The organism is Pedobacter sp., assembly GCF_041645105.1.
Lineage (GTDB): Bacteria > Bacteroidota > Bacteroidia > Sphingobacteriales > Sphingobacteriaceae > Pedobacter.
This window is the reverse complement of record NZ_JBAZQQ010000003.1, coordinates 286,741-310,370: the sequence shown is the minus strand read 5'-3', so window position 1 is coordinate 310,370 and position 23,630 is coordinate 286,741. Positions and strand designations below refer to the sequence as shown.

Below are 23,630 nucleotides of genomic sequence, written 5' to 3'. Positions count from 1 at the left end.
AAACCCATACAAGACTCATATGAGAGTCATAGGAGACTCATAGAAGTTATAAGTTTTGCTTGATCATTGTATTGATAATCAGCTTTTTGCGGTGTGATTTTTGAGTTTTTTATGAGTTTGATTTTGCAGCAACCTTAAACAGTCCTTTCATTAGCCTTGGGGTGACCTAAATGACAACTACTAATCTCATATTACTCTCATACTGCCCTGATAATAACATCGTACTACCCTACCAGGATGAGTTCAGTAATATACCAGTATAAAATCAGTTGATTGTATTAATGTAGACTAAAGTTGAATTAATAAATACTGCATATAAGAGATTAAATGAGCGGTTTACGGATAAATTTATTATAAAATGTCTGTCGAATTTTGAAATTAGCCTTATTTATAGCTTTATTTGCAGAAAAACGGTCTGAATGGCGAAGAATTTATTAATAGTTGAGTCACCTGCGAAAGCAAAAACGATAGAAGGATATTTAGGTAAGGATTTTCTTGTTAAATCGAGTTACGGACACATCCGTGATTTGGTTAAGGGAGATATGGGGATAGATATATCCAATAATTTTGCGCAAACTTATGAAGTTCCATCTGATAAGAAGCAGGTGGTGGCAGAACTAAAGAAACTAGCTAAGGACGCAGAAATGGTATGGCTCGCATCCGATGAGGACCGCGAGGGAGAAGCCATCTCATGGCATTTATATGAAACATTAGGACTCAAAGCGGATAAAACAAAACGTATTGTTTTCCATGAGATTACTAAGCCAGCTATATTAAAAGCGATTGAAACACCAAGATCTATTGATTACAACCTGGTAAATGCTCAACAAGCCAGACGTGTATTGGATAGATTAGTAGGTTTTGAGCTTTCTCCGGTATTATGGAAAAAAATTAAACCTTCTTTGTCGGCCGGACGTGTGCAATCTGTTGCTGTTCGCTTGATTGTAGACAGAGAACGTGAAGTCAATAAATTTAACGCTGCTGCTGCTTATAAAATAACCGCAGAGTTTAACACTGGTAATGCCAGAGAGCTGGTTAAGGCTGAATTGCCACAGCGTTTTGAAAAAGAAGCTGATGCGGAGAAATTTCTAAACGACTGTGTTGGAGCGGGTTTTTCAGTAGATAGCCTGGAAACTAAACCAGCAAAACGCAATCCTGCCGCTCCTTTTACAACTTCTACTTTACAACAGGAAGCATCACGTAAATTGGGTTATTCGGTAAGCAGAACAATGCAAATCGCGCAAAGGTTATATGAAAGCGGACGTATCACTTATATGAGAACGGATTCCGTGAATCTTTCTGAAACTGCTTTACAGGCAGCTGCGGCAGAAATCAAATCTGCTTATGGCGATAAATATCATCAACCAAGAACTTATAAAACGAAATCTGCAGGTGCACAAGAGGCTCACGAAGCCATCCGACCTACTTATTTCAACCATCATACTGTAACGGGCGATAGCTCAGAACAACGTTTGTATGAATTGATCTGGAAACGTGCAATTGCTTCGCAGATGAGTGAGGCATTGTTTGAAAAAACAACTGCTCAAATTGCAGTAAGCACACGTAAAGAACAATTGATAGCTGAAGGTGAAGTATTGAAGTTCGACGGATTTTTAAAGGTATACCTGGAATCTTCTGATGAGGATGATAGTGATGATGCAGAAAATCATGGTATGTTACCTCCATTGTCACGCGGACAAGAACTTACTTTAAAAGTAATGAATGCTACGGAGCGTTTTTCAAGACCTCCAGCGCGTTATACAGAGGCTTCACTGGTTAAAAAGCTGGAAGAGCTGGGTATTGGCAGACCTTCTACTTATGCGCCAACTATCTCTACCATTCAAAATCGTGGTTACGTTGTTAAAGAAGATCGTGATGGTCGCCAGCGTAGTTTTGGTGCTATAGAACTGATCAATGGAACGGTAACTAAAAGAACTAAATCTGAAATTACAGGAGCTGAGAAATCTAAGCTCTTCCCTACTGATATTGGTGAAGTTGTAAATGACTTCCTGGTAGAACACTTTAAAGGAATTGTTGATTTTAACTTTACTGCAAATGTAGAGAAGGAATTTGACGAGATCGCTCAGGGGTTACAGGAATGGACTAAAATGCTTCACTCCTTCTACACTCCTTTCCACCTGGAAGTAGAAACAACATTAGAGACTGCTGACCGTGCAAATGGAGAACGTTTATTAGGTGTAGATCCTGCTTCTGGTAAAAATGTATACACCAAGGTTGGTCGTTTTGGACCATTGGTACAGATTGGTGAAAATGACGACGAGGAAAAACCACGCTACGCTAGCTTGGCTAAATCGCAGTCGGTAGGTACAGTAACTTTAGAAGAGGCACTGGAACAGTTTAAACTGCCTTTCCAATTGGAAGATTACCAGGATAAAGAAGTATCTGTAGGTGTTGGTCGTTTTGGCCCTTATGTGAAGTGGGGTGAAACTTATATTTCAATTCCGAAAAATGAGGATCCGTTATCTGTAGATCAGGCACGCGCCATAGAAATTATAGATGAAAAGATCACTGCAGATGCTCCGATAGCACATTTCCAAGGCATGCCGGTTACTAAAGGTACTGGCCGTTTTGGACCATTTATCAAATGGAATGATTTGTTTATCAATGTGCCTAAGGCTTACAATTTCGAAAAGTTATCACAAACTGATATTGATGAACTGATCAATAAGAAGATTGAAAAAGAAGCGAACAGGTTTATTCAAACTTGGAGTGCAGAAAAGATTGCTATTGAGAACGGTCGCTGGGGACCATTTATCCGTTTCGGCAAAGAAATGCTGAAACTGCGTAAGAACCCAGCTACAAATGATAAATATACAGCTGAAGAGTTGGCGTCTATCTCATTAGACGAAGTTAAAAAACTAATTGTTGAACAAGTACCTAATGCTTTTGAGCCTAAGAAAACTGGTGCAAAAAAAGCAGCTGGAACTAAAACTGCGGCTAAAAAGAAAGCCCCTGCAAAGAAGGCGACAGCCAAGAAGTAATATTTATGAAGAAAGATCTTCCTGAAAATATAGTTGAAGATATTGCAATGGCGGTGGTGCTTATTGGCGAAACACCAGAAGTAAAAAACTGGACGGTTTATATTATAAACCTGAAAGATACTCCAATAGAAAATGTGCTGATTAGCTCTAAAGGCTATGGAGAGAAAGACGGTAAAATGGTTAAAACTTCGGTTTTACGCCATTTTATCGGCGATCTTAAGGCCAAGTCTTTTTCTGGTGTTGAAGCGATAGATCCTGAAGTTTTCGGGCTGACCAATGAATATTGGTTAAGTTATTATATCGACGGTGTTATTTATGATAAGAAATTCATTTTTCTACCAGAGAGTATTGTAGATGAGCACCTCATTCACATACCTTTAGTAGATAAACCTGGGGTTATGATCAGGTAGGAATTTTATTGTTGATAAAAAAGCCTTTCGTTTACAATCATTTTTGATAATATTCGTACACATCTTATATCCTCAATTAGATTTGTATGAAAAACAACTCTCCCTCATTTGTTCAGCGGAACAAAGCTGCTCTCATTGCTATAATCACATTTGCAGTTGTTGCTATTGGCGCTTTCTTTTACTTTAAAAAAGATCGACCCAAAGATTATAATCAACAATATTCCAAATACATAGAAGCTTATACCTCAGGTACAGTTTCTAAGAAAAGTTTTATACGTGTACATCTGGCTAATCAAGTCAAAACGATGAGCGATGTTGGTGTTCCGGATAGCAGGGATTTGTTCAGCTTCTCTCCTTCTGTAAAAGGAAAGTCCTATTGGATAGATGCGCAAACTGTAGAATTCAGACCAGAGGAAAACCTCAAGCCAGGCGAAACTTATGAAGCTACCTTTAATTTAGATAAGGTTACTGAGACTGAAAAAGGACTGGAATCATTTGAATTTGATTTCAAAATCATCAGACCGGGCATCCATTTAACACAAAATGGACTTGTTTCTCAGAATAATACTTCATTAGATTATATGAAGCTGAGTGGTGAGGTTTCTACCTCAGATCAGGAAGATATTAAGCTGATTGAAAAAACATTAACGCTTGATTTCGCACAATCACTTAAGGTGAAATGGCAACATAATCCAGCTGCAAATACCTCTTCTTTTACCATCGACAGTATTAAAAAGACAGGCCAGGAAGTTCCTTTAAAACTAATCTGGTCCGGTAAAGCTATCGATGCAGAGGGCGACCAAAGCAAAGGTGAGGAAACTGTTTTAGTACCAGCTAATGGTGTGTTTAAAGTTTTGAATATCCGTGCAGTACAGGATTTAGAAGATTTTGCATTGGTTCAACTTTCAGAGCCAGTAAATGTTGGACAAGATTTAAACGGGTTAATCTCGATTGCCGGACTTAGCGATCTGCGCTTTACGATTGATGCCAGCCAGATTAAAATATATTCACCAAATACATTAGAGGGAAATTATGCATTAACTGTAAATGAAGGCATAGAAAATATTAATGGCAAGAAGTTACAAGCAGGTAAAACGGCCAATATTGTGTTCGAGAATAAATTACCTTCTGTAACAATTGCTGGAACTGGAGCAATTATTCCAATTTCCGGAAAGCTGGTACTGCCTTTTGAAGCGGTTAATCTTAAAGCTGTTGATGTAACGATCGTTAAAATTTATGAGAACAACATTCCTCAGTTCTTCCAGACCAACAATTATAGAGATGGAAATGAATTACGACGTGTAGGTAAGCCTATCATTCAAAAAACAATCAGATTGGATGAGGATAAAGCTTTAGATCTGCATAAAAAACATCGTTTTACTTTGGACCTTGATAAGATCATCAGAACTGAGCCTGGGGCCATGTATCGGGTTACAATAGGATTTAAACGAGAATATAACGTATTCAAATGTGCGCAGACTGAAGCTTCTGAAGGTGAAGGTTATGACGATTATGATCGTTATGGTGAGAAAATTGATGAAGATGATGAATTTTGGGAACGCTACAACAGTTATTATCCGAATAATTATAGATGGGAAGACAGAGATAACCCCTGCACCCCATCCTATTATACCAATGAAAGATGGGCTAGCAGGAATTTAATCGCTTCCAATATAGGTTTGATTGCCAAAAGAGGAAATGATAACAGCATGTTGGTTATCGCAACAGATCTGATTACAGCTAAAACTTTAAGTGGAGTTAGCATTGAGTTGCTTGATTATCAACGCCAGGTTATCCATACTGTAAAAACAGATGGTGATGGTATGGCTTCATTCGAATTAAAAAGAAAACCCTTCCTCCTGGTTGCTAAAAATGGAGATGAGCGGGGCTATTTAAAACTGGATGATGGAAACTCCCTCCCATTAAGTCGTTTTGATGTAGGTGGTGATGTTGTTCAGAATGGTTTAAAAGGCTTTATTTATGGCGAACGTGGTGTATGGCGTCCAGGTGATTCTGTGTTTTTATCCTTTGTTCTGGAAGATAAGCTGAAAAAATTACCTGGTGGATACCCTGTTACTTTTGAATTATATAATCCACAAGGACAATTAGTTAAAAGAACTATCAATGGTAAACCTTTAAATGGTTTCTATGCATTCAGGACAGGTACAGAAAGTACTGCTCCGACAGGAAACTGGATGGCTAAGGTTAAAGCAGGTGGTGCTGTATTTACCAAGACTATCAAAATAGAAACCATTATGCCTAACAGGCTGAAAATAAACTTTGATATTGGTAACCGCGGCTATCTGGGCTCTGGGGCTACATCTACTGCTAGCCTTTCTGCCACCTGGTTGTTTGGTTCACCCGGTAAGCATCTTAAAGCAAAAGTTGATGTGAACCTGAACACGATGAGGACCACTTTTAAAGGTTTTGATAATTATAACTTCGATAACCCTACAGTGGCATTCCAATCGCAAGTGAAAACAATATTTGAAGGAACTTTAAATGAAAATGGTACAGCTCTGGTAAATACCAATTTAAACGAGAATAACACTGCTCCGGGAATGCTTAAGGCTAATTTTACCACCCGTGTGTTTGAGGCTGGTGGTAATTTCAGTATAGATAATTTCAGTATCCCTTATCATGTTTACCAGAATTATTATGGTATTAAAACACCTGAGGGTGATAAAATGAGCGGTATGTTGCTTACTGGCCAAGATCATAGAGTTGATGTGGTGAATGTTGACCGTAACGGGAAGCTTGTTGGAGGAAGTAAAACTGTAAGTGTAGAATTGTATAAAGTACAATGGCGCTGGTGGTGGGAACAGGATAATGAGAACTCATTTGCCAATTTCACACAGAACTCATACAATAAGCTGATCAAACATGAGAATATGACCCTTTCTGGCGGTAAAGGTAGTTGGAAATTCAGAATTGATGAACCGGAATGGGGCCGTTATTTAATCCTGATCAGAGATTTAAATGGTGGACACGTTACAGGAAAATCTGTATACATTGATTGGCCGGGATGGGCACAACGTGAACAAGGTAGTAATCCAACCGAAGCTTCTATGCTTTCGTTTACTGCTAATAAAACCAAGTTCCAGGTGGGTGAAGAAGTGGTGCTGACTATACCTTCTGGTGAAGGCGGCAGAGCTTTGATCTCAATTGAGAATGGTAGTAAAGTGCTAAAAACATTCTGGACAGATACAAAAAAGGGACAAACCCAGTTTAAGTTCAAGGCTGAAAAGGAAATGGCACCAAATGTTTTTGCCAACGTGACTTTATTGCAACCTCATGCGCAAACGGTAAATGATTTACCTATCCGTATGTATGGTGCTATTCCTCTGTTGGTTGAAGACCCTCAGACGATATTGAAGCCGCTGATTAAAATGGCTGAAAAACTAAGGCCGGAAACTGAGAGTACGATTACAGTGTCGGAGCAAAACGGTAAGGCCATGACTTATACGATTGCCATTGTAGATGAAGGCTTATTGGATCTTACGCGCTATTTGACCCCTAATCCACATGCTGTATTTTATGCTCGAGAAGGTTTAGGTGTTAAAACCTGGGATCTTTTTGATCAGGTATTAGGTGCCTGGGGCGGGAATCTGGAGCGTATTCTGAGTATTGGTGGTGATGGTAGTGTGAATAAGAACCTGAACCCGGCAAAAGCCAATCGTTTTGTTCCTGTAGTTAAGTACTTAGGTCCTTTTGCTTTAAGCAAAGGTGGCTCACAAACTCATAAATTTAAGTTACCTCAATATATAGGGTCTGTACGAGCAATGGTTGTTGCTGGTCAGGACGGTGCATATGGTTCTGCTGAGAAAACAGTTCAGGTTAAAAAGCCGCTCATGTTATTGGCTACTGTTCCGAGGGTAATCGGCCCAGGAGAAAGTTTCACCTTACCGGCTACAGTATTTGCGACTGAAAGTCACCTTAAAAATGTTACGGTACAGTTACAGTTGCAGAACTTACAGGTAACGGGCAATAGAACCGCTCAGTTAAGTTTTAAGCAGCCGGGTGAGCAGATGGCTTATTTTGAAGTAAAAGCGCCTGAAATGACAGGTATAGCTAAAATTAAGCTTGTCGCTCAAAGTGGTGCAGAAAAAACTAGTTATGATGTAGAGCTGGATATACGTAATCCGAACCCTTTTGTAACCAATGTTGTTTCTTCTATTGTAGAGCCTGGTAAAAATATGGGTACTACTTACCTCCCTATTGGTATGTCGGGCACCAATAATGGAAGTGTAGAGGTCTCTTCTATCCCAGCTATTAACCTTAAAAAGCGTTTAAATTACCTGGTTCAATATCCGCACGGCTGTGTGGAACAAATCACTTCTGGTATTTTCCCACAGTTGTACTTGAATAAATTAACACCGCTGACTGAGAAACAGAAAGCAGAAACAGAACGTAACTTAAAGGCTGGAGTCAACAGATTACGTGGTTACCAGACAACAGATGGTGGTTTAGGTTACTGGCCTGGATCGCCAACGGCAGATGAATGGGGTAGCAATTATGCTGGTCACTTCCTTGTTGAAGCACAAAATGCCGGTTATACTATGCCTGTTGGTATGGTTGATGAGTTATTGCGCTATTTAAAAGTAAAAGCAGCTAACTGGTCGCCCAATAGTACTAATTTTTATGGTGGCGATTTATCGCAATCCTATCGTTTATATGTATTGGCATTGGCTAAAAGAGCGGATATGGCTGCTATGAACAGGCTTAAAGCTTTCCAATATATATCTGTTAGTGCTAAATGGCGTTTAGCAGCTGCATATATGCTTGCGGGACAACGTGATGCAGCAAATAATATGATTAATGGTTTAGCTACAGAAGTGCAGCCTTATAATCAATTGGGCGGTACGTATGGCTCTAATCTGAGGGATGAAGCGATGATTCTTGAAACCCTGACTTTAATGGGCCGCAAAGCAGATGCTGCAAAATTAATACAATCAATTGCTGTAAAACTTGGGCAAGACAGTTGGTATAGTACACAGACCACTGCATATAGCTTATTGGCTATTGCTAAATTCTGTGGTGCCAATTCTGCTTCTAATAATTTACAATTCACCTATACTATCGATGGTAAGAATGGTAAAATCAATTCTAATCAGTTTATGAGCAGTATGCCTCTGAGCTTTAAAGGTGGTAATAACATTGCAATCAGCAATACAGGTAACAGAGTTTTGTTTGTGCGTGTGATTCTGGAAGGACAACCTGCTGCGGGTCAGAATGATTTCTTGCCTAATAATCCTGATGTGCTGGATATGGATATCAGCTATAAAATGATGAATGGCAAGCCGTTAGATGTGACTACCTTAAAACAGGGAACCGATTTCTATGCTCAGGTTGTATTGAGGAATCCTGGGAAAATGGGTTATTATGAGCAGATGGCTTTAACACAGATTTTCCCTTCAGGATGGGAAATTATAAATACCAGGATCAATGATAATGAAAGTATGATTGCTTCGTCGCCATTTACTTACCAGGATATCAGAGATGATCGTGTGTTTACCTATTTCAATTTGAGAGAAAACGAAACGGTGACGTATAAAATATTGTTAAATGCTTCCTATATCGGCAGGTATTACCTATCTGCAGTGCAATGCGAGGCTATGTATAACAATAACATAAGTGCAACAGAAGCAGGGAAATGGGTGCAGGTGATTAAATAAATCATGTTGAAAAAACAGAAAGCGATTTTTATTTCTGATGGTGTCTGCTTGCTCCTGCTATTGTGGCTTTGCTTTGCTTTGCCGCAAAGGTTGTTTACCAGTCCTACCTCCTATGTGGTAGAGGCATCAAATGGTGAACTCTTAAGTGCAGCAATTGCAAAAGACGGACAATGGCGTTTTCCGGTAGCAGACACCATTCCAGAGAAGTTTGTACAGTGTATTGTTGCTTTTGAGGATAAACGATTCTTTGAGCATCCTGGTATAGATATATTGGCTATGAGCAGGGCTATGAGGCAAAACTGGAGGGCTAAAAGTGTTGTGAGTGGTGGCAGCACATTGAGTATGCAGGTTATCCGTTTATCTAGAAAGGAAAGTCGTACTGTATGGCAGAAAACTATAGAAGTTTTATTGGCATTGAGGCTTGAGCTAACGCATTCCAAATCAGAGATATTGCAATTGTATGCAGAAAATGCTCCATTTGGAAGTAATGTTGTTGGTCTTGAAGCGGCTTCATGGCGTTACTTTGGGCGTAGTCCGGAAACACTTTCATGGGGCGAAATGGCTACACTTGCAGTGTTGCCAAATAGTCCATCCCTAGTGCATCCTGGGAAAAATACCGTAAGGTTAATTAAAAAGCGTAATGACTTACTGGATAAGCTGGTCAGCTTAAAGCAGATCGATCAAGCTACTGCTAATTTATCAAAGCTGGAGCAAATTCCAGGTAAACCCCAGGCTTTGCCGCAGAATGCTCCCCACCTGCTGAATCGCTTTAAAAGTGAGTATAATACTTTACGCAAAAGCCAAGCTATTAAAAATGATGGTACAAGAATCATATCAACAATTAATTATGATTTACAGCTAAATCTTAACGCTTTACTGAAGCGTTATAACAACCGTTACCGGGCAAATGATATCAATAATATATCTGCACTGGTACTTGATGTAAAGCAAGGTACAGTTGTTGGTTATGTGGGGAATATCTATCAACCAGAAAACAAAGAGCTGGAAAGTCATGTCGATATGATCAAAGCTTTACGTAGTCCGGGAAGCACCTTGAAACCACTGTTATATGCCAGTATGTTAAACGATGGTTTTATACTTCCAAGAACGCTGATACCAGATGTTCCAACTCAGATTGGTGGCTACTCGCCTCAAAATTACGATTTGGGTTATGATGGAGCAATTCCGGCAGATAAAGCTTTGAGTCGTTCTTTAAATATTCCTGCAGTTAAGATGTTACAAAACTATAAGTATCAGCGCTTTTATGATCAGTTGAAAAAGCTTGGTTTCAGTAGTCTTAACAAGCCCGCAGATCATTATGGATTGTCGCTTATTTTGGGTGGCAGTGAGGTTACCATGTGGGACCTTGCTAAAACTTATATGGGGATGGCACGTACTTTAAATCATTTTAATGATTATAAAGGGAAATATAACCCACATGATTACGATGCTCCTGCTTATATTAAGGGAAAGCGAGATACGCGCTATGATGGATATGAAACGCAGGTATCTTCTGTATTGAGTCATGGGGCAATATGGAATACTTTTAATGCAATGGAAGAATTAATGCGTCCGGGAGAAGAAGGTTTGTGGGAGCAGTTTTCATCTTCTCAAAGACTGGCCTGGAAAACAGGCACCAGCTTTGGCTTTCGAGATGCCTGGGCGATTGGATTAAATCCTGATTATGTAGTTTGTGTGTGGGTTGGTAATGCGGATGGTGAAGGTAGGCCTGGTTTAACAGGTGTTGATGTCGCTGCACCTGTTTTGTTCGACATTTTCAAGCAATTGCCTAATGGAAAATGGTTTCAAACCCCAAGACATAAACTAAAGAAAATGAAGGTTTGTCGGCAAAGTGGTTATAAGGCTGGCGAATACTGCAAGGATATTGTCGAGGAATTGGTAGCGCCATCAGGCGAGAAAACAGCTTTATGTCCCTATCATAAATTAATTCATTTGGACAGAAGTGGTACATATAGAGTTACTGATGCTTGCGAGAACCCTACAGATATGATACATATGCCTTGGTTCGTATTACCACCGGCAATGGAGTACTATTATAAGGTAAAGCACAGTGATTATAAACTGCTTCCTCCTTTTAAATCTGGTTGTGGTGATGAGGGGGGGCAGTTTGTTATGGAAATGATCTACCCTAAAAATAATGCAAGTATATACGTACCTGTAGAGTTTGATGGGCGACGAGGTAAGGTTGTTTTAAATGCGACACACCGTAATACTGACGCTAAGATTTACTGGCATATTGATGGTGATTATGTTGCAACTACTCAAAACTATCATCAGTTGGCCATCAGTCCCCAGCCCGGAAAACATACGTTGACTTTAGTGGATGAAAAAGGTGAAAGACTAGTCCAGATATTTAACATTCTGGATAAAGAGAAATCTTAGGTTTAATAAAAATCTAGTTGTTGTGCAATAATTTACGTTCAATTGCTCCGATAGTAATGAGGTATTGCGCTAGCATATAGGTTGCCATAATCCATAAACCTGAGTGATTCATGGGTTGTACAAACTTATTGTAGGCAAGAATGGAGTCGGAAAGCATAAATAGCATGACGCCAAATAGAATCAACTTAAAGCTGATGGTATTTACGCGCTGATTACGGAAGCTGGCCATCATCATCATCATGCTAATCACAAGGATATAGATCATTACAGGAAGTTTCATATTGCCCAGATGTGATCTGATGATCAAATAATAACCTATGGCCTGTATGGCACAAAGCAGAATAGCGATCCTTGCTCCTTTTTTATCAAGCTCAGGAGCGGATCTGAAATCCAGGTAAAATGCACTGATGTAAAATACATGGCATAATAGAAATGCGATGAGCCCGTACATGAAAAAAGCTGGATCCTGGGCAGCATAAATCAACAGGACATCACCTATCAAGGCAAAAACCAACCCTATGAATATGCGTTTGTGGAAGCGTCCTTTTAATTTGGTGGTTAAAAAGAACACAATGAGAAGTGAAAAGACTATGCATGGTTTAATCAGGTATTCGAGATACCCTACTCCATTATTTCCAAGCGTAAGCTGCAGGATAAAGATTAGCGCAAATATAGCACTAAACCATTTGTGTCTTTTCATCATAATATAAAGTCTATAATCAAAACAACAGTTATGATATAAGTCATAACTGTTGCCCTATATAGATTGAAACTATGAAATAGATTCTGTAAAAAAGAAAAAAAGCTTAGTAGCTTTTTTCTGTACGGTTATTGCGTCTAAAGCCGCCAGCACCACCACCAGTATTTGGTTTTTCCTGTGCTTCAGCAACCTTAATACGGTTACCATTATAATCACCACCGTTCATACGTTTGATTGCTTCTTTTGCCTCTTCTTCAACAGGCATTTCAACGAAACCAAAACCACGACTTTGTCCAGTCTCACGATCTTTGATTATTCTAAGTGATTTTACTTGACCGAAATCACCAAATACGGCTGTTAGTTCATCTTCCCCTACTTCTAACGGAAGGCCTGTAATAAATATCTTCATTAATGTTTAAAAATTTCTACAAAAGTAAGCATTTTTTTGCTTAAAATCAAGTGTTAGTGTCAGTTATACGTATAATTATCTGACAATCATATAAACACTAGGCCGTTAAATTTTGTTTTAGCAAAATCACATTAAGATGATTATTTTTAATTCCTAGGCCAGTTTGTCTTTAAACAATGTAATGGAACGCTTCCAGGCTAATGTAGCGGCCTCTTTATTGTATCTCGTTGGAGCCGTATCATTATTGAAAGCATGATTAACATCTTCATATATAAATAGCTGATAATCAATTTTATTTTCTTTTAATGCCGCTTCAAAAGCAGGTATTCCGGTATTGATACGCTCGTCCAGACCTGCGTAATGTAGCATGATGCTGGTTTTTATTTTAGGAACATCTGCAGGATTCGGTTGTGCGCCGTAATATGCAACTCCTGCTTGTAGTTTCGGATCAGCAACGGCTAGTTTACCGACCATTCCTCCACCCCAGCAGAAACCTATACAACCCGTTTTGCCGTTTCCATCTTTACGATTTCGTAAATATGCTAAGCCTAACAGATAGTTATTAAGATTTTTTTCCGGATCAAGTTTACCGATCAGCTCCCTCCCTTTGTCTTCGTCGGCCGGAGTTCCACCAAAGGGAGAAAGTGCATCTACCCCAAGGGCCAGAAAACCTTCATTTGCTACTCTTTTTGTCACTTCAATAATATGCGGATTTAGTCCCCTGTTCTCATGTATTACCAACACACATCCAAGGTGTTGTTTGTTTTTGGGTTTTGCCAGGAAAGCCTTTACATCCCCATCTACGCCCTTGTAGGTGATGTTTTCTGTATGTAAATCATCAAAATGAACAGTCGCTGCAGCGGCATAATTGTTTTCTAGCAATGGTAAGACAGATACTGCTAATGCAGTGCTCCCTGTTAAAATTGCAAGTTTTTTCATGAACTCTTTTCTACTCATGCCACTATGGGTATAAGTATCGTACAGGTTGATTATTTTCTGGTCCATATACTATTGATTTTATTAGAATAACGAAATAAAAGAAGATACAATATACAGCTTAGTACGTTGATTGTGAACAATTAATAGAATAAGTATAAAATTATGGCAGGGCTTTTGGACGATATATTGGAAAGAGTTCTTATTTTTAAGCGTTTATTGTTGATGAGATTTGAATAAATTATAAGAAAATTGTAAATTTTGTTTTAAAAAGTAATATATTCAAACTTGGTTGACTTCAAGTTTTGTTTTCTGTGTTTATGATCTTAGCTTTGGGGACTTTTACGAATTGACAAAAATGTCAATTTAGTCAGTAAATAAATAGTAACAATAATGAGACTTTGTTAAAGGCAGAACAAACGAATGCTCATGTAAAAAATATATCAACTAAAAAAAGTTCTGTGATCTAAACATATCAAGTACCAGCATGCGCAAAAAATTATACGATAGGATAGCGGCTTTCAAAGACGCTAACGCAATTAAGGAAAAAGGTTTGTACCCTTACTTCCGTGCAATTGAATCAGGCCAGGACACAGAAGTTGTGATAGACGGGAAGAAGGTGCTGATGTTTGGCTCTAACTCCTATCTGGGCTTAACTAATCACCCCAAGATTAAAGAAGCTTCCAAACAGGCAATTGACAAGTACGGAACCGGATGTGCAGGTTCAAGATTCCTTAATGGTACATTAGACATACATATCGAGCTGGAAAGAAGACTTGCAGCTTATGTAGGTAAAGAAGCTGCTGTGCTATTTAGTACAGGTTTCCAGGTTAATCTGGGCGTAATTTCATGTCTGTTAGATAGAAATGATTATTTGATCCTTGATGAATATGATCATGCTTCTATTATAGATGGCAGTCGTTTATCTTTTTCAAGATCGATCAAATATGCTCATAACGACATGGATGATCTGCGTAAAAAATTGAGTAGATTACCAGAAGATGCAGCGAAGCTTATTGTTGCAGATGGTATCTTCAGTATGGAAGGTGATTTAGTTAACCTTCCTGAAATTGTAAAAATTGCCAATGAATTTGGTGCTAACATCATGATGGACGATGCACACAGTCTGGGTGTAATCGGCTTAAACGGAGCTGGTACTGCTTCTCACTTTGGTTTAACTGATGAAGTTGACCTGATCATGGGAACTTTCAGTAAGTCTTTAGCCTCTTTAGGTGGATTTATTGCGGGTACAGAAGAAACTATTGAATTTGTAAAACACCGCGCACGTTCATTAATGTTCAGTGCAAGTATGCCTCCGGCAGCTGTTGCGAGTGTTATTGCTGCTTTAGATATCATTGAATCTGAGCCAGAGCGTATCGACAAACTTTGGGCAAATACTAATTACGCTAAAAAATTATTGGTTGATGCTGGTTTTGACATTGGCCATACCGATAGTCCTATTATTCCTGTTTATATCAGAGATAATGATAAAACCTTTATGGTAACGAATATCTTAAGTAACAATGGAATTTTTGTAAACCCTGTAGTATCCCCTGCTGTACCTTCTGATTCATCATTAATCAGATTCTCGTTAATGGCTACACATACTTTCGAACAAATTGAGGAAGCTGTAGAGAAGCTATCTTTAGCTGCAAAAGAAGTACAGGTGAAATCCTTCCAGGAAACCATATAATAACCTTATTAAAAGGCTTAATGATCAACATTAAGCCTTTCCTTTTTTCATCCTACAACCAAACCTTAAACTAATGAAGAGTATTGTTGCCGTTAGCTCCAAAAAACAGTTAGCAACATTTATTGACTTTCCGCATGAGCTTTACAAATCTGATCCGAACTATGTTCCAGAACTATTTATCGCTCAAAAAGATCTCTTAACAACACATCCTTTTCATAAACACTCTTCATTGCAGTGTTTTTTGCTTTATGATGATAAGCAGGTGATCGGCAGAATTGCAGCTATTTTAAATAATAGCCACAATGAAATGAATAAAGTCAATGATGGTTTCTTTGGTTTTTTTGATTGCATTAATGATCAAAGTGCAGCGAATCTTTTGTTTGATACTGCAAGTCAATGGTTAAAAGACAAGGGAGTAACAGGTAAGGTAATAGGTCCTACAAACTTTTCAACAAATGAATCTTGTGGTTTGCTGATTCAAGGGTTTGATATGCCGCCAGTGGTGATGATGCCTTATAATGCGAGTTATTACCCAGGATTACTTGAAGGTTGGGGACTGAGAAAGCAGGTTGACCTGATTGCATGGAGTTTTACTGGCGAGAACTACGATGATCGTTCTGTAAAACTGATGGACCGATTAGAGGAGCGTTTACAACGTAATGATATCACCATCCGTAAAATCAACATGAAGAACTTTAAACAGGAAGCAGATAGCCTGCGCGAAGTTTACAATAAAGCATGGGATAAGAATCTGGGTTTCGTTCCTCTAAATGATGAGGAATTTGATTACCAGGCTAAAGACTTAAAACTAGTTCTTGACGCCGATTTCTGTCTTGTTGCAGAAAAGGACGGTAAACTTGTTGGCTTTGGTGCTGCTATCCCGGATATGAATCAAATTCAGATCAAAATTAAAAAGGGGCGCTTATTCCCTACCGGCATTTTTAAATTGCTGTTCGGTAAGAAGAAAGTTAAGGGAATCAGGATTCTATTGTTGGGCGTTGTTGATGGATATCGTAAAATGGGTATTGAAGCCTGCATTTATGGTAAGATCATCAAAGCGTACCGTGCAAAAGGTATGGAATATGCGGAAGCGTCGTGGACATTGGAGCACAATGATCTGGTAAACAATGCAATTATTGCTATAAAGGGCGATCCTTATAAGAAGTACAGGATCTACGAGAGGGAGATATAAACATATGAGTAAGAAAAAGGTATTAATTACCGGTGCAAGTGGTTTTGTTGGGTATCATTTAATTGAAGAAGCACTAAAGGCTAATCTGGAAGTATATGCGGCTGTCAGACCTGGAAGTGAGGTATCACAGCTTTCTGAATTCAGTATAAATTACGTTAATCTGAATTATGGCGATGTTCAGCAATTGAAACATTCTCTTGAAGAGCAGCAATATAATTACATTATTCATGCGGCTGGAACAACCAAGGCTAAAACTGAGGCTGATTACAATCGTGTGAATGCTGATTATACAAGAAATCTGGCCATTGCAGCATTGGAAAGCAACATCAACCTGGAGAAGTTTGTTTTTGTAAGTAGTTTAGCCGCTTTAGGACCGTTAAAAGATCTTTCTGCAAAAATCCAGGACAATAGCCCTCCCCATCCGGTAACCAATTATGGTGCAAGCAAAATGCTGGCCGAGCAATACCTGGCTGAATTAACCGGATTACCTTTGGTGATTATACGTCCAACAGCTGTTTACGGACCAAGGGAAAAGGATTTGTTTATATTATTCAATAGCATTAACAAAGGGCTCGAACCACATATCGGACGTTTTAAGCAACAGTTGAGTTTTGTATATGTGAAGGACCTGGTTAAGGTGATTGTAAAGGCCTTGACTGTTCCGTATGTACATCAGGCTTATAATATTTCGGACGGAGCGGTATATGACCGTTATGCGCTGGCTATTTACTCTAAAAAAGCGCTAAATAAAAAAACATTTAAATTTCATATACCTGTCTTTTTGGTTAGTCTAATGGCAGCAGTAATGGATTTTATTTATGCCAACAGCAAGAATACGCCAGCTTTAAACAAAGAAAAAATGGCTGAGTTGACTGCTGTAAATTGGATATGCAATATCAACAATGCAACTGCAGATCTGGATTATTCACCGGCATATAATCTAGAACAAGGTTTGATGCAAACTATCAAATGGTATAAGCTGAATAATTGGTTATAATTTTATTTTTGCTTAAAATTGCGGAGTGTGTACCCTTTGACTAACAATTTACTGTATTAAATGGCTAAAGAGATTAAGGTAATAAAGTGCCCGCAGTGTGGCAGTACAGTCAAAATTGAGATTAAACCTGACTTTTATCATTGTTCAAATTGTCAAACTGAATATTTTCTGGATGATGATGATGTAACAATCAACTATAACCACAATTATAATCACAATAATAACTCCTTTTCTGGTTCGACTGATGGGTCAAAAAAAGCATTCAAAATTATTGGGATCATCGTAGGCGTTTTTTTTATTTTGATGGTTATGATGAATGTTTTAACCTCTGTGTTTGCTCCTAGGTCTTATCCTAACCCGGTTAGTATTGCGAGTGCTGAGGAAAAAGGTTTTTCTGCAAGCAGATACCAGGCGCAGCTGTTTACTCAGTCTGCTGATCAAGCTCTGGTAGTTATCGTAGGAGAAGAGCGACGCTATAGATCAAAAGCCGATGAACAAAAAGATGGGATCTATATTTCTTTTTATAGCCCAGGAAAAAATGAACCAATTGGAGAACATCGTATTCTTGGAGAGCATATCTCCTATACTGATGTAAATATGAAAACATTTACAGATGGAAATCTGTATATAATTATTAACAAGAGTAGCTTTTATCTAGTTGATAAAGATAAATTAAAGCTAATAGATGCAGGCAAGAAATTCTTTCCTGCAAAGGCAGAGTTACAGGTTGGTGTGGCAACCATGGAGTTTGTTTATGACGATAGTGGCGATGGCTTAGTGCTGTTAACTAACGATGGTAAAAAATTATATTATTATCCGTTGATACAAAAGTTATATAGCGAAAAGGATTACTATAAGGCAAAAACGGGTTTCAATACGTTATTGCCTGATGCAAAGGAGAAAGTAATTCACGTTTTTACAGAAAAAAGTTCAGAATATCCTGATGATAAGCTGCAGTTAATTAAATTGAAATATAAGGATAATGGCGCAGGCCCAAAGGATATTGTTGATTATCCAAGATGGAGTAAAGATTACGGCAGATCAGGTATATTTACTGATCGCGACCCATATAGAAAGGTACTTTTTGGTAAATATTCGATGGAGAGAGATCGTATGCTGGATTGGAAAGATCTTACTCCCGGAAGGCTATATTTTGAACCAAAAGTAATTTATGATGATGGTACCTCGCTTTTGATTAAGTTTAAAGGAGATGCGAATCCTAATAGTGTTTATAAGCTTCAAAAATTAAACATTAATACAGGGGCAGTAGAATGGACAAATGACGAACCAAAGAATTCGGAAACTAAAAGGATAATCAGTTATAAAGGTGGCTTTGCATCGGTTTCAGATAATGAAGAGATTAAAATTTTAGATGCTAAAGGTAAAATAACAGCTACTTACAAATTAAATTAATATGGGGTTAGGAGACTTTTTTAAGAAGCAGCTCAGCACTGTTATTGAGTGGAAAAATCAGCAGCCAGAATTACTCTTGTATAAATTTCCGGCAGCAACAGATGAGATTAAAAATGCCAGTAAATTAATTGTATCACCAGGTCAAGGTTGCATCCTGGTTTATGAAGGTGTAATTAGATCTGTATTTACAGAAGAAGGCTTGTTTCACCTTCAAACGGATAATCATCCTTTTATAACCAGCCTAATGAAGTTTATGCAGCTGTTTGAAAGTGAACATAAGCTGCACATTTACTTTTACCGTAAAGCTGATATTGTAAACCAGTCATGGGGTACTCCATCTCCTGTAAAGTACCTCGATCCTCAATATAAGATTCCGGTTGAATTAGGTATATACGGAAACTATTCTATACAGATATCAAACCCTGTGTTTCTATTTAGGGACATAGTTGGTTCTGTAAATGAATATACCACAAATAACATGAAGACGCTGATCATTTCTCGACTTCCCCAAACACTGGTCTCCTATTTGGCGCAATCAAAACATTCTTACCTGGATATTGATGCTGCACTTGATAATATTTCATCAGATCTTAAAGATAAACTGAATACAGAATTTACTGATTTAGGACTAGAGCTTAAAGACTTTAGGATTCAGGGCACCTCCTTTGATAAGGAGACACAGCAGCGGATTGGTAAAATTGCAGATATTACTGCAGAAAGTCGTGCGGCAGCTGAAGGTGGATTAAGTTATCCTGAAATAGAAAAATTGAGAGCATTACGCGATGCGGCACGTAATGAAGGCGGCTTAGCTGGTGCCGGATTACAGCTCGGTTTCGGATTGGAAATAGGCAAAACGCTAAATGATAAGAAAGAAGAGCTTAGTACCTATAACAGCGCAGTTGATCCCGTTGTACAGCTTCAAAAATTAAAACTGTTGTTGGATGAAGAGATCTTAACACAAGAAGAATTTGATGCTAAGAAAAAAGAAATACTAAGCAAAATGTAGCTATTAGCTTGATGGATTTTCCATTTGCTTAATGATCTTGTTTACCTCAGTTTCTGTGGCACGAAGCTTAGTCTGGCAAAATTCAATCAGGTCTGATGCCCGTTTTACTTTTTCTGCTAAAACATCAACCGATACAGATTCAGTTTCTATTTCAAGAGCTATTTCAGTAAGCTCTTTATAAGCTTTTTCATACGTTAAATTCATCATTTCCATTTATTATTGATTTAGATGTCACTGTTGTTTTTATTTCTGCTGAAGCAAGTCGCACGTTCAGCTCCGTACCTTCCTCAATTGCATTTGCATTGCTGGCAATACGACCATTTACTTTTATAATAGCAAAACCTTTATTCAGTATGTTCTGCGGACTCATTAGTCTGACTACCGATTGGAAGTGCCCGATATATCCTCTTTTATTGGCAAAATACATCCTGTTATAAGAGGCTATGTTGCCAATTACATTACTCAGGTCTTTTTGCTTATTGGAAATGATGATTTTAGGATTGGTGAGGACCATTCTTGATAAATTCATAATATTCCGGTGCTGATCTTGTAAAAGATCTCTGGTCGTGCTTATAGTAACCTGATTAATATGTGTTAGCCTGTCTTTATGAAAGTTAATGAGCTGATATGTTTTAATCAGCACCATTTTTTGCAAACTCAGCATAGATTCTTCAAAAGCCCTGTTGTGTGCAATAATCAGTTCGGCAGCCTTAGTAGGTGTTTTAGTTGCCGTATGTGCCATTAAATCGGCAATTGTTTCATTTTTCTGGTGTCCAATCCCAGTAATCACCGGAATCGGAAATTTAGCAATTGCCCTGCTAAGTTCATAATTATCAAAAATCAGGAAATCTGTTTGGGCACCACCACCTCTTATGACAAATAAAGCATCATAGGGCTTGTCAGATTGAAAAACATCAACAAGCTTAGAAAGAAAAGCTTTGGCATTCGCTTCACCCTGCACCATGGTAAAGTAATCGTCTATTTCAAAATGGTAACCAAAAGAGTTGTTTTCGAGAGTATGTCTAAAATCCTGATAACCTGCAGAAGTAGCGGAAGAAATTATTGCTATACGCTGTACCACTCTATTTAGTACTAAACTGTTGTTACGGGTAATGAAATGCTCACCTGCTTTACGTATGAAATCAGGGTTTTCCCTTAATAGTCTTTCCAGCGTTTCTTTGCGTTGTTGTTCAAACAATCCTAAAGTAAAGTTGGTGTCAATGTCTATCAGATTTAACTGTAAGCCAAATGCCGGATTATATTGGACCGAAACCTGTACCAATACATTAATATCATTTTTAAACTTTTGTCCGGTAGCACGCTCAAAATTAGAAATGTTAACTGCTGCATTACCCCATGCCCTGGAGGCTATTTTAGTCAGGATTTTTGCTGAGGTCTTATCTTTTTCTACCAGTTCAAAATAATGAAAGTTACTTTGCTCTTTATAAGTGTGACTGGTTACATCAGCAATTACCCAGAAAGTACGGTTGCCAAACAAGCCATCAATAGCCTGCCGGATCTGATTAGTCAGTTCCGAGAGCCTGATGGCTGCAGGGTTAGATTGATACGATTGAGCTTCCATTTGTGTCGACATTAAGGATGTGCTTTGCACCACATTTAAGCGCAAAGTTATTCTTTTGATGGCCTACAGGGAAATCAAAACAGACCGGATAGTCATATTCCTTTATTTTTTCTATAATCAGTTCATATACAGTACGCCCAAATTCTTCACCCGGATCATCAGGTTTGACTTTAAATCCTCCAATAATCAAACCTTTCAAATTAGCTAGCTTTCCAGTCCTTTTTAAATTCCAGAACATGCGGTCTATGCTATACAGATATTCACCTGTATCTTCTACGAATAAAATCTTACCATCTGTCTCAATATCTGATATTGTACCTGTCAAAGTTTCAATAATACTCAGGTTACCTCCTATTAATGATGCTTCTGCCCTTCCCAGCCTGTTCAAGATATTAGGCGCTGCTGTATATTTAACAGGTAATCCGGTCAATACCTGTCGGATAGATAGTATGGTTTCAATCTGTACAGGATCTGCCAAAGACCAATCTGTTGGAAAGCTATTGCACATTTTAGCATGTATAGAAGCAACATTCAATTGTCTGCTTAAATGGCAGTGGATTACGGTTATATCGCTAAAGCCAATAATCCATTTCGGCTTTGATTTGAATTGTTCGAAATTTAAGAGATCTATAATACGGATTGCTCCATAACCTCCCCTGGCACACATAATAGCATGGATCTTTGGATTGTCAAGCATCTGTTGAAGATCGGCAGCACGTTCCGGATCAGTCCCCCCCCTGCTAAAATCCCTTTTGCCAATTGTATTCCCGATCTGTATTTTAAACCCCCAGCTTTCCATCAGTTGTATGGCGGGCTGAATCTGTTCGTGAGTAATATATCCTGCCGGACAGGTAATCCCAATAGTATCACCAGGCTTTAAATAAGGAGGTATTCTGGAGTCTTTACCAGGTTCAGTTCTATTTGCCCAGCTTTTAAAACTATTCCCGGTAATACCTGCCATTGCAAGTGCAGAAAGAAAGTGTTTACGGTTCATTGCATTAGTTTTAGAGACAAACAATGATAAGATTTATTACCCGGAATTGTCGAATTTCACTCAATCGTTTTCGTAAATAATTAGTTGTAAAGCTCAATTTTTGAATCGATTGTATCTTAAGAAAGGTATATTTAACTAAAACTAGTATCTGACAGAGGCGCTAATTTTAACCAAATATAATGAAGAGATACCTGATGATTGGTTGCTGCTTTTTCAGTTTGCAATTAAATGCACAAACACAAAAAGTAACTTTCCTTAAAAGTGATCAACAACAGAAAGTTGATGTTTTGATAGCTGGTAAATCTTTTACCAGCTTCCTTTATCCGGATAGCCTGGAAAAACCAATCTTATATCCTTTAAAAACTGCCAGCGGAATTACGCTTACACGAGGATTTCCTTTGAACAAAACTGGAAATGAGCGTACAGATCATCCGCATCATGTAGGATTATGGTTCAATTATGAAAGTGTGAATGGCCTGGACTTCTGGAATAACTCTTATAAAATACCTGCAGCTAAGAAAGCCAATTATGGCTGGATCAGGAATGTGAAAGTAACAAACGTAAAAGATGGTAATAAATCAGGTACACTTGTTTATACTGCAAATTGGGAAAAACAGGACAAAACAGCCTTACTCAAAGAACAAACCTCTTTTGTATTTAGTGGAACTGTACATACCAGAACAATTGATCGCAGCACTACCCTAACTGCACAAAAGGACACTGTATATTTTAAAGATATAAAAGACGGTATGCTAGGCATCAGAGTGACTAATGAATTAGAACTGCCTTCAGATAAAGAAGTGTCATATACTGATAACAATGGCATTGTAACCAAAGTCTTATCTGCAAAAAAGGGTGCCAATGGGAATTACCTGACCAGTGCTGGTAAAAAAGGTAATGATGCCTGGGGAACCAGGGCAAACTGGTGTTTGCTATATGGCAAAAAAGATGGGGAGTCGGTTTCCATAGCCATTATAGATCATCCTAAAAACCCAGGTTATCCTACTTACTGGCATGCCCGTGATTACGGATTATTTGCTGCTAACCCATTAGGCCAAGCCATTTTTAGTAATGGCAAAGAACATATGGATCTTACTTTAAAGCCTGGAGAATCTGTAACATTCAAATACCGCATCGTTATCAGTTCCGGCAAAGAGATGAGTTCGGAGCTATTAGATAAAATAGCCGCAAAAATATTCTAACAAATAAAAATAACTA

16 protein-coding genes are annotated in these 23,630 nt (G+C 38.3%); 10 read left to right on the top strand and 6 right to left on the bottom strand.

All coding sequences use genetic code 11. The features are described 5' to 3' along the window. Nucleotides 1-419 precede the first annotated feature (419 nt). The 4 genes from topA to pbpC all read left to right on the top strand — a co-directional run bounded on the left by topA (nucleotide 420) and on the right by pbpC (nucleotide 11,490). On the top strand, nucleotides 420-3,002 hold the full coding sequence (gene topA / locus WC623_RS11305; protein ID WP_372851031.1) for a type I DNA topoisomerase: 2,583 nt from the start codon (nucleotides 420-422) through the stop codon (nucleotides 3,000-3,002). A gap of 5 nt (nucleotides 3,003-3,007) precedes the next feature. Beyond that, the gene (locus WC623_RS11300; protein WP_372851030.1) at nucleotides 3,008-3,412 is read left to right on the top strand and encodes a hypothetical protein; all 405 of its coding nucleotides are present in this window, start codon (nucleotides 3,008-3,010) and stop codon (nucleotides 3,410-3,412) included. A gap of 86 nt (nucleotides 3,413-3,498) precedes the next feature. After that, entirely contained in the window at nucleotides 3,499-9,087 is a 5,589-nt protein-coding gene (locus tag WC623_RS11295; protein WP_372851028.1) for an MG2 domain-containing protein, read from the top strand. 3 nt (nucleotides 9,088-9,090) lie between these two features. Continuing rightward, nucleotides 9,091-11,490: a penicillin-binding protein 1C gene (pbpC, locus tag WC623_RS11290; RefSeq protein WP_372851026.1), complete on the top strand. Its 2,400-nt coding sequence runs from the start codon at nucleotides 9,091-9,093 to the stop codon at nucleotides 11,488-11,490. A 13-nt stretch (nucleotides 11,491-11,503) separates the two neighbouring features. On the opposite strand, the gene WC623_RS11285 is transcribed toward pbpC, so the two are convergent. The 3 genes from WC623_RS11285 to WC623_RS11275 form a co-directional block, all read right to left on the bottom strand. Further along, on the bottom strand, nucleotides 11,504-12,193 hold the full coding sequence (locus WC623_RS11285; RefSeq protein WP_372851024.1) for a lysoplasmalogenase: 690 nt from the start codon (nucleotides 12,191-12,193) through the stop codon (nucleotides 11,504-11,506). Nucleotides 12,194-12,296: 103 nt separating this feature from the next. Next, complete coding sequence (locus tag WC623_RS11280) at nucleotides 12,297-12,599, bottom strand: RNA-binding protein (protein ID WP_349788383.1); 303 nt, start codon at nucleotides 12,597-12,599, stop codon at nucleotides 12,297-12,299. Between the two features lie 153 nt (nucleotides 12,600-12,752). Next, nucleotides 12,753-13,604 (bottom strand): dienelactone hydrolase family protein, encoded by an 852-nt coding sequence (locus WC623_RS11275; RefSeq protein WP_372851022.1) that lies wholly within the window; start codon nucleotides 13,602-13,604, stop codon nucleotides 12,753-12,755. 418 nt (nucleotides 13,605-14,022) lie between these two features. Here WC623_RS11275 and WC623_RS11270 point away from each other — a divergent pair, with 418 nt between their 5' ends. From WC623_RS11270 to WC623_RS11250, 5 genes are all read left to right on the top strand, one after another. After that, on the top strand, nucleotides 14,023-15,228 hold the full coding sequence (locus WC623_RS11270) for an aminotransferase class I/II-fold pyridoxal phosphate-dependent enzyme (RefSeq protein WP_372851020.1): 1,206 nt from the start codon (nucleotides 14,023-14,025) through the stop codon (nucleotides 15,226-15,228). 73 nt (nucleotides 15,229-15,301) lie between these two features. Further along, on the top strand, nucleotides 15,302-16,420 hold the full coding sequence (locus tag WC623_RS11265; protein ID WP_372851018.1) for a hypothetical protein: 1,119 nt from the start codon (nucleotides 15,302-15,304) through the stop codon (nucleotides 16,418-16,420). Nucleotides 16,421-16,424: 4 nt separating this feature from the next. Next, a complete protein-coding gene (locus WC623_RS11260; RefSeq protein ID WP_372851016.1) occupies nucleotides 16,425-17,417 on the top strand; it encodes an NAD-dependent epimerase/dehydratase family protein in 993 nt (330 codons plus the stop codon). A gap of 60 nt (nucleotides 17,418-17,477) precedes the next feature. After that, complete coding sequence (locus WC623_RS11255) at nucleotides 17,478-18,830, top strand: hypothetical protein (protein WP_372851014.1); 1,353 nt, start codon at nucleotides 17,478-17,480, stop codon at nucleotides 18,828-18,830. Nucleotide 18,831: 1 nt separating this feature from the next. Further along, nucleotides 18,832-19,836 (top strand): SPFH domain-containing protein, encoded by a 1,005-nt coding sequence (locus WC623_RS11250; protein ID WP_372851012.1) that lies wholly within the window; start codon nucleotides 18,832-18,834, stop codon nucleotides 19,834-19,836. A gap of 3 nt (nucleotides 19,837-19,839) precedes the next feature. On the opposite strand, the gene xseB is transcribed toward WC623_RS11250, so the two are convergent. The 3 genes from xseB to WC623_RS11235 are packed head-to-tail and all read right to left on the bottom strand — an operon-like array spanning nucleotide 19,840 to nucleotide 22,412. Further along, the gene (gene xseB / locus WC623_RS11245; RefSeq protein ID WP_372851010.1) at nucleotides 19,840-20,043 is read right to left on the bottom strand and encodes an exodeoxyribonuclease VII small subunit; all 204 of its coding nucleotides are present in this window, start codon (nucleotides 20,041-20,043) and stop codon (nucleotides 19,840-19,842) included. Then, nucleotides 20,024-21,418: an exodeoxyribonuclease VII large subunit gene (xseA, locus tag WC623_RS11240; RefSeq protein WP_372851008.1), complete on the bottom strand. Its 1,395-nt coding sequence runs from the start codon at nucleotides 21,416-21,418 to the stop codon at nucleotides 20,024-20,026. Before xseA ends, xseB begins: the two co-directional genes overlap by 20 nt. Then, a complete protein-coding gene (locus WC623_RS11235; protein ID WP_372851006.1) occupies nucleotides 21,393-22,412 on the bottom strand; it encodes an LD-carboxypeptidase in 1,020 nt (339 codons plus the stop codon). Before WC623_RS11235 ends, xseA begins: the two co-directional genes overlap by 26 nt. Before the next feature lie 179 nt (nucleotides 22,413-22,591). Between WC623_RS11235 and WC623_RS11230 the strand changes: the two genes are divergently transcribed. After that, a complete protein-coding gene (locus tag WC623_RS11230) occupies nucleotides 22,592-23,614 on the top strand; it encodes a PmoA family protein (RefSeq protein WP_372851004.1) in 1,023 nt (340 codons plus the stop codon). The last annotated feature ends 16 nt before the right edge of the window (nucleotides 23,615-23,630 follow it).

Coding starts and splice junctions, on each gene's coding strand:
- topA (WP_372851031.1), top strand. CDS start 420: ATGGCGAAGAATTTATTAATAGTTGAGTCACCTGCGAAAGCAAAAACG.
- WC623_RS11300 (WP_372851030.1), top strand. CDS start 3,008: ATGAAGAAAGATCTTCCTGAAAATATAGTTGAAGATATTGCAATGGCG.
- WC623_RS11295 (WP_372851028.1), top strand. CDS start 3,499: ATGAAAAACAACTCTCCCTCATTTGTTCAGCGGAACAAAGCTGCTCTC.
- pbpC (WP_372851026.1), top strand. CDS start 9,091: ATGTTGAAAAAACAGAAAGCGATTTTTATTTCTGATGGTGTCTGCTTG.
- WC623_RS11285 (WP_372851024.1), bottom strand. CDS start 12,193: ATGATGAAAAGACACAAATGGTTTAGTGCTATATTTGCGCTAATCTTT.
- WC623_RS11280 (WP_349788383.1), bottom strand. CDS start 12,599: ATGAAGATATTTATTACAGGCCTTCCGTTAGAAGTAGGGGAAGATGAA.
- WC623_RS11275 (WP_372851022.1), bottom strand. CDS start 13,604: ATGGACCAGAAAATAATCAACCTGTACGATACTTATACCCATAGTGGC.
- WC623_RS11270 (WP_372851020.1), top strand. CDS start 14,023: ATGCGCAAAAAATTATACGATAGGATAGCGGCTTTCAAAGACGCTAAC.
- WC623_RS11265 (WP_372851018.1), top strand. CDS start 15,302: ATGAAGAGTATTGTTGCCGTTAGCTCCAAAAAACAGTTAGCAACATTT.
- WC623_RS11260 (WP_372851016.1), top strand. CDS start 16,425: ATGAGTAAGAAAAAGGTATTAATTACCGGTGCAAGTGGTTTTGTTGGG.
- WC623_RS11255 (WP_372851014.1), top strand. CDS start 17,478: ATGGCTAAAGAGATTAAGGTAATAAAGTGCCCGCAGTGTGGCAGTACA.
- WC623_RS11250 (WP_372851012.1), top strand. CDS start 18,832: ATGGGGTTAGGAGACTTTTTTAAGAAGCAGCTCAGCACTGTTATTGAG.
- xseB (WP_372851010.1), bottom strand. CDS start 20,043: ATGATGAATTTAACGTATGAAAAAGCTTATAAAGAGCTTACTGAAATA.
- xseA (WP_372851008.1), bottom strand. CDS start 21,418: ATGGAAGCTCAATCGTATCAATCTAACCCTGCAGCCATCAGGCTCTCG.
- WC623_RS11235 (WP_372851006.1), bottom strand. CDS start 22,412: ATGAACCGTAAACACTTTCTTTCTGCACTTGCAATGGCAGGTATTACC.
- WC623_RS11230 (WP_372851004.1), top strand. CDS start 22,592: ATGAAGAGATACCTGATGATTGGTTGCTGCTTTTTCAGTTTGCAATTA.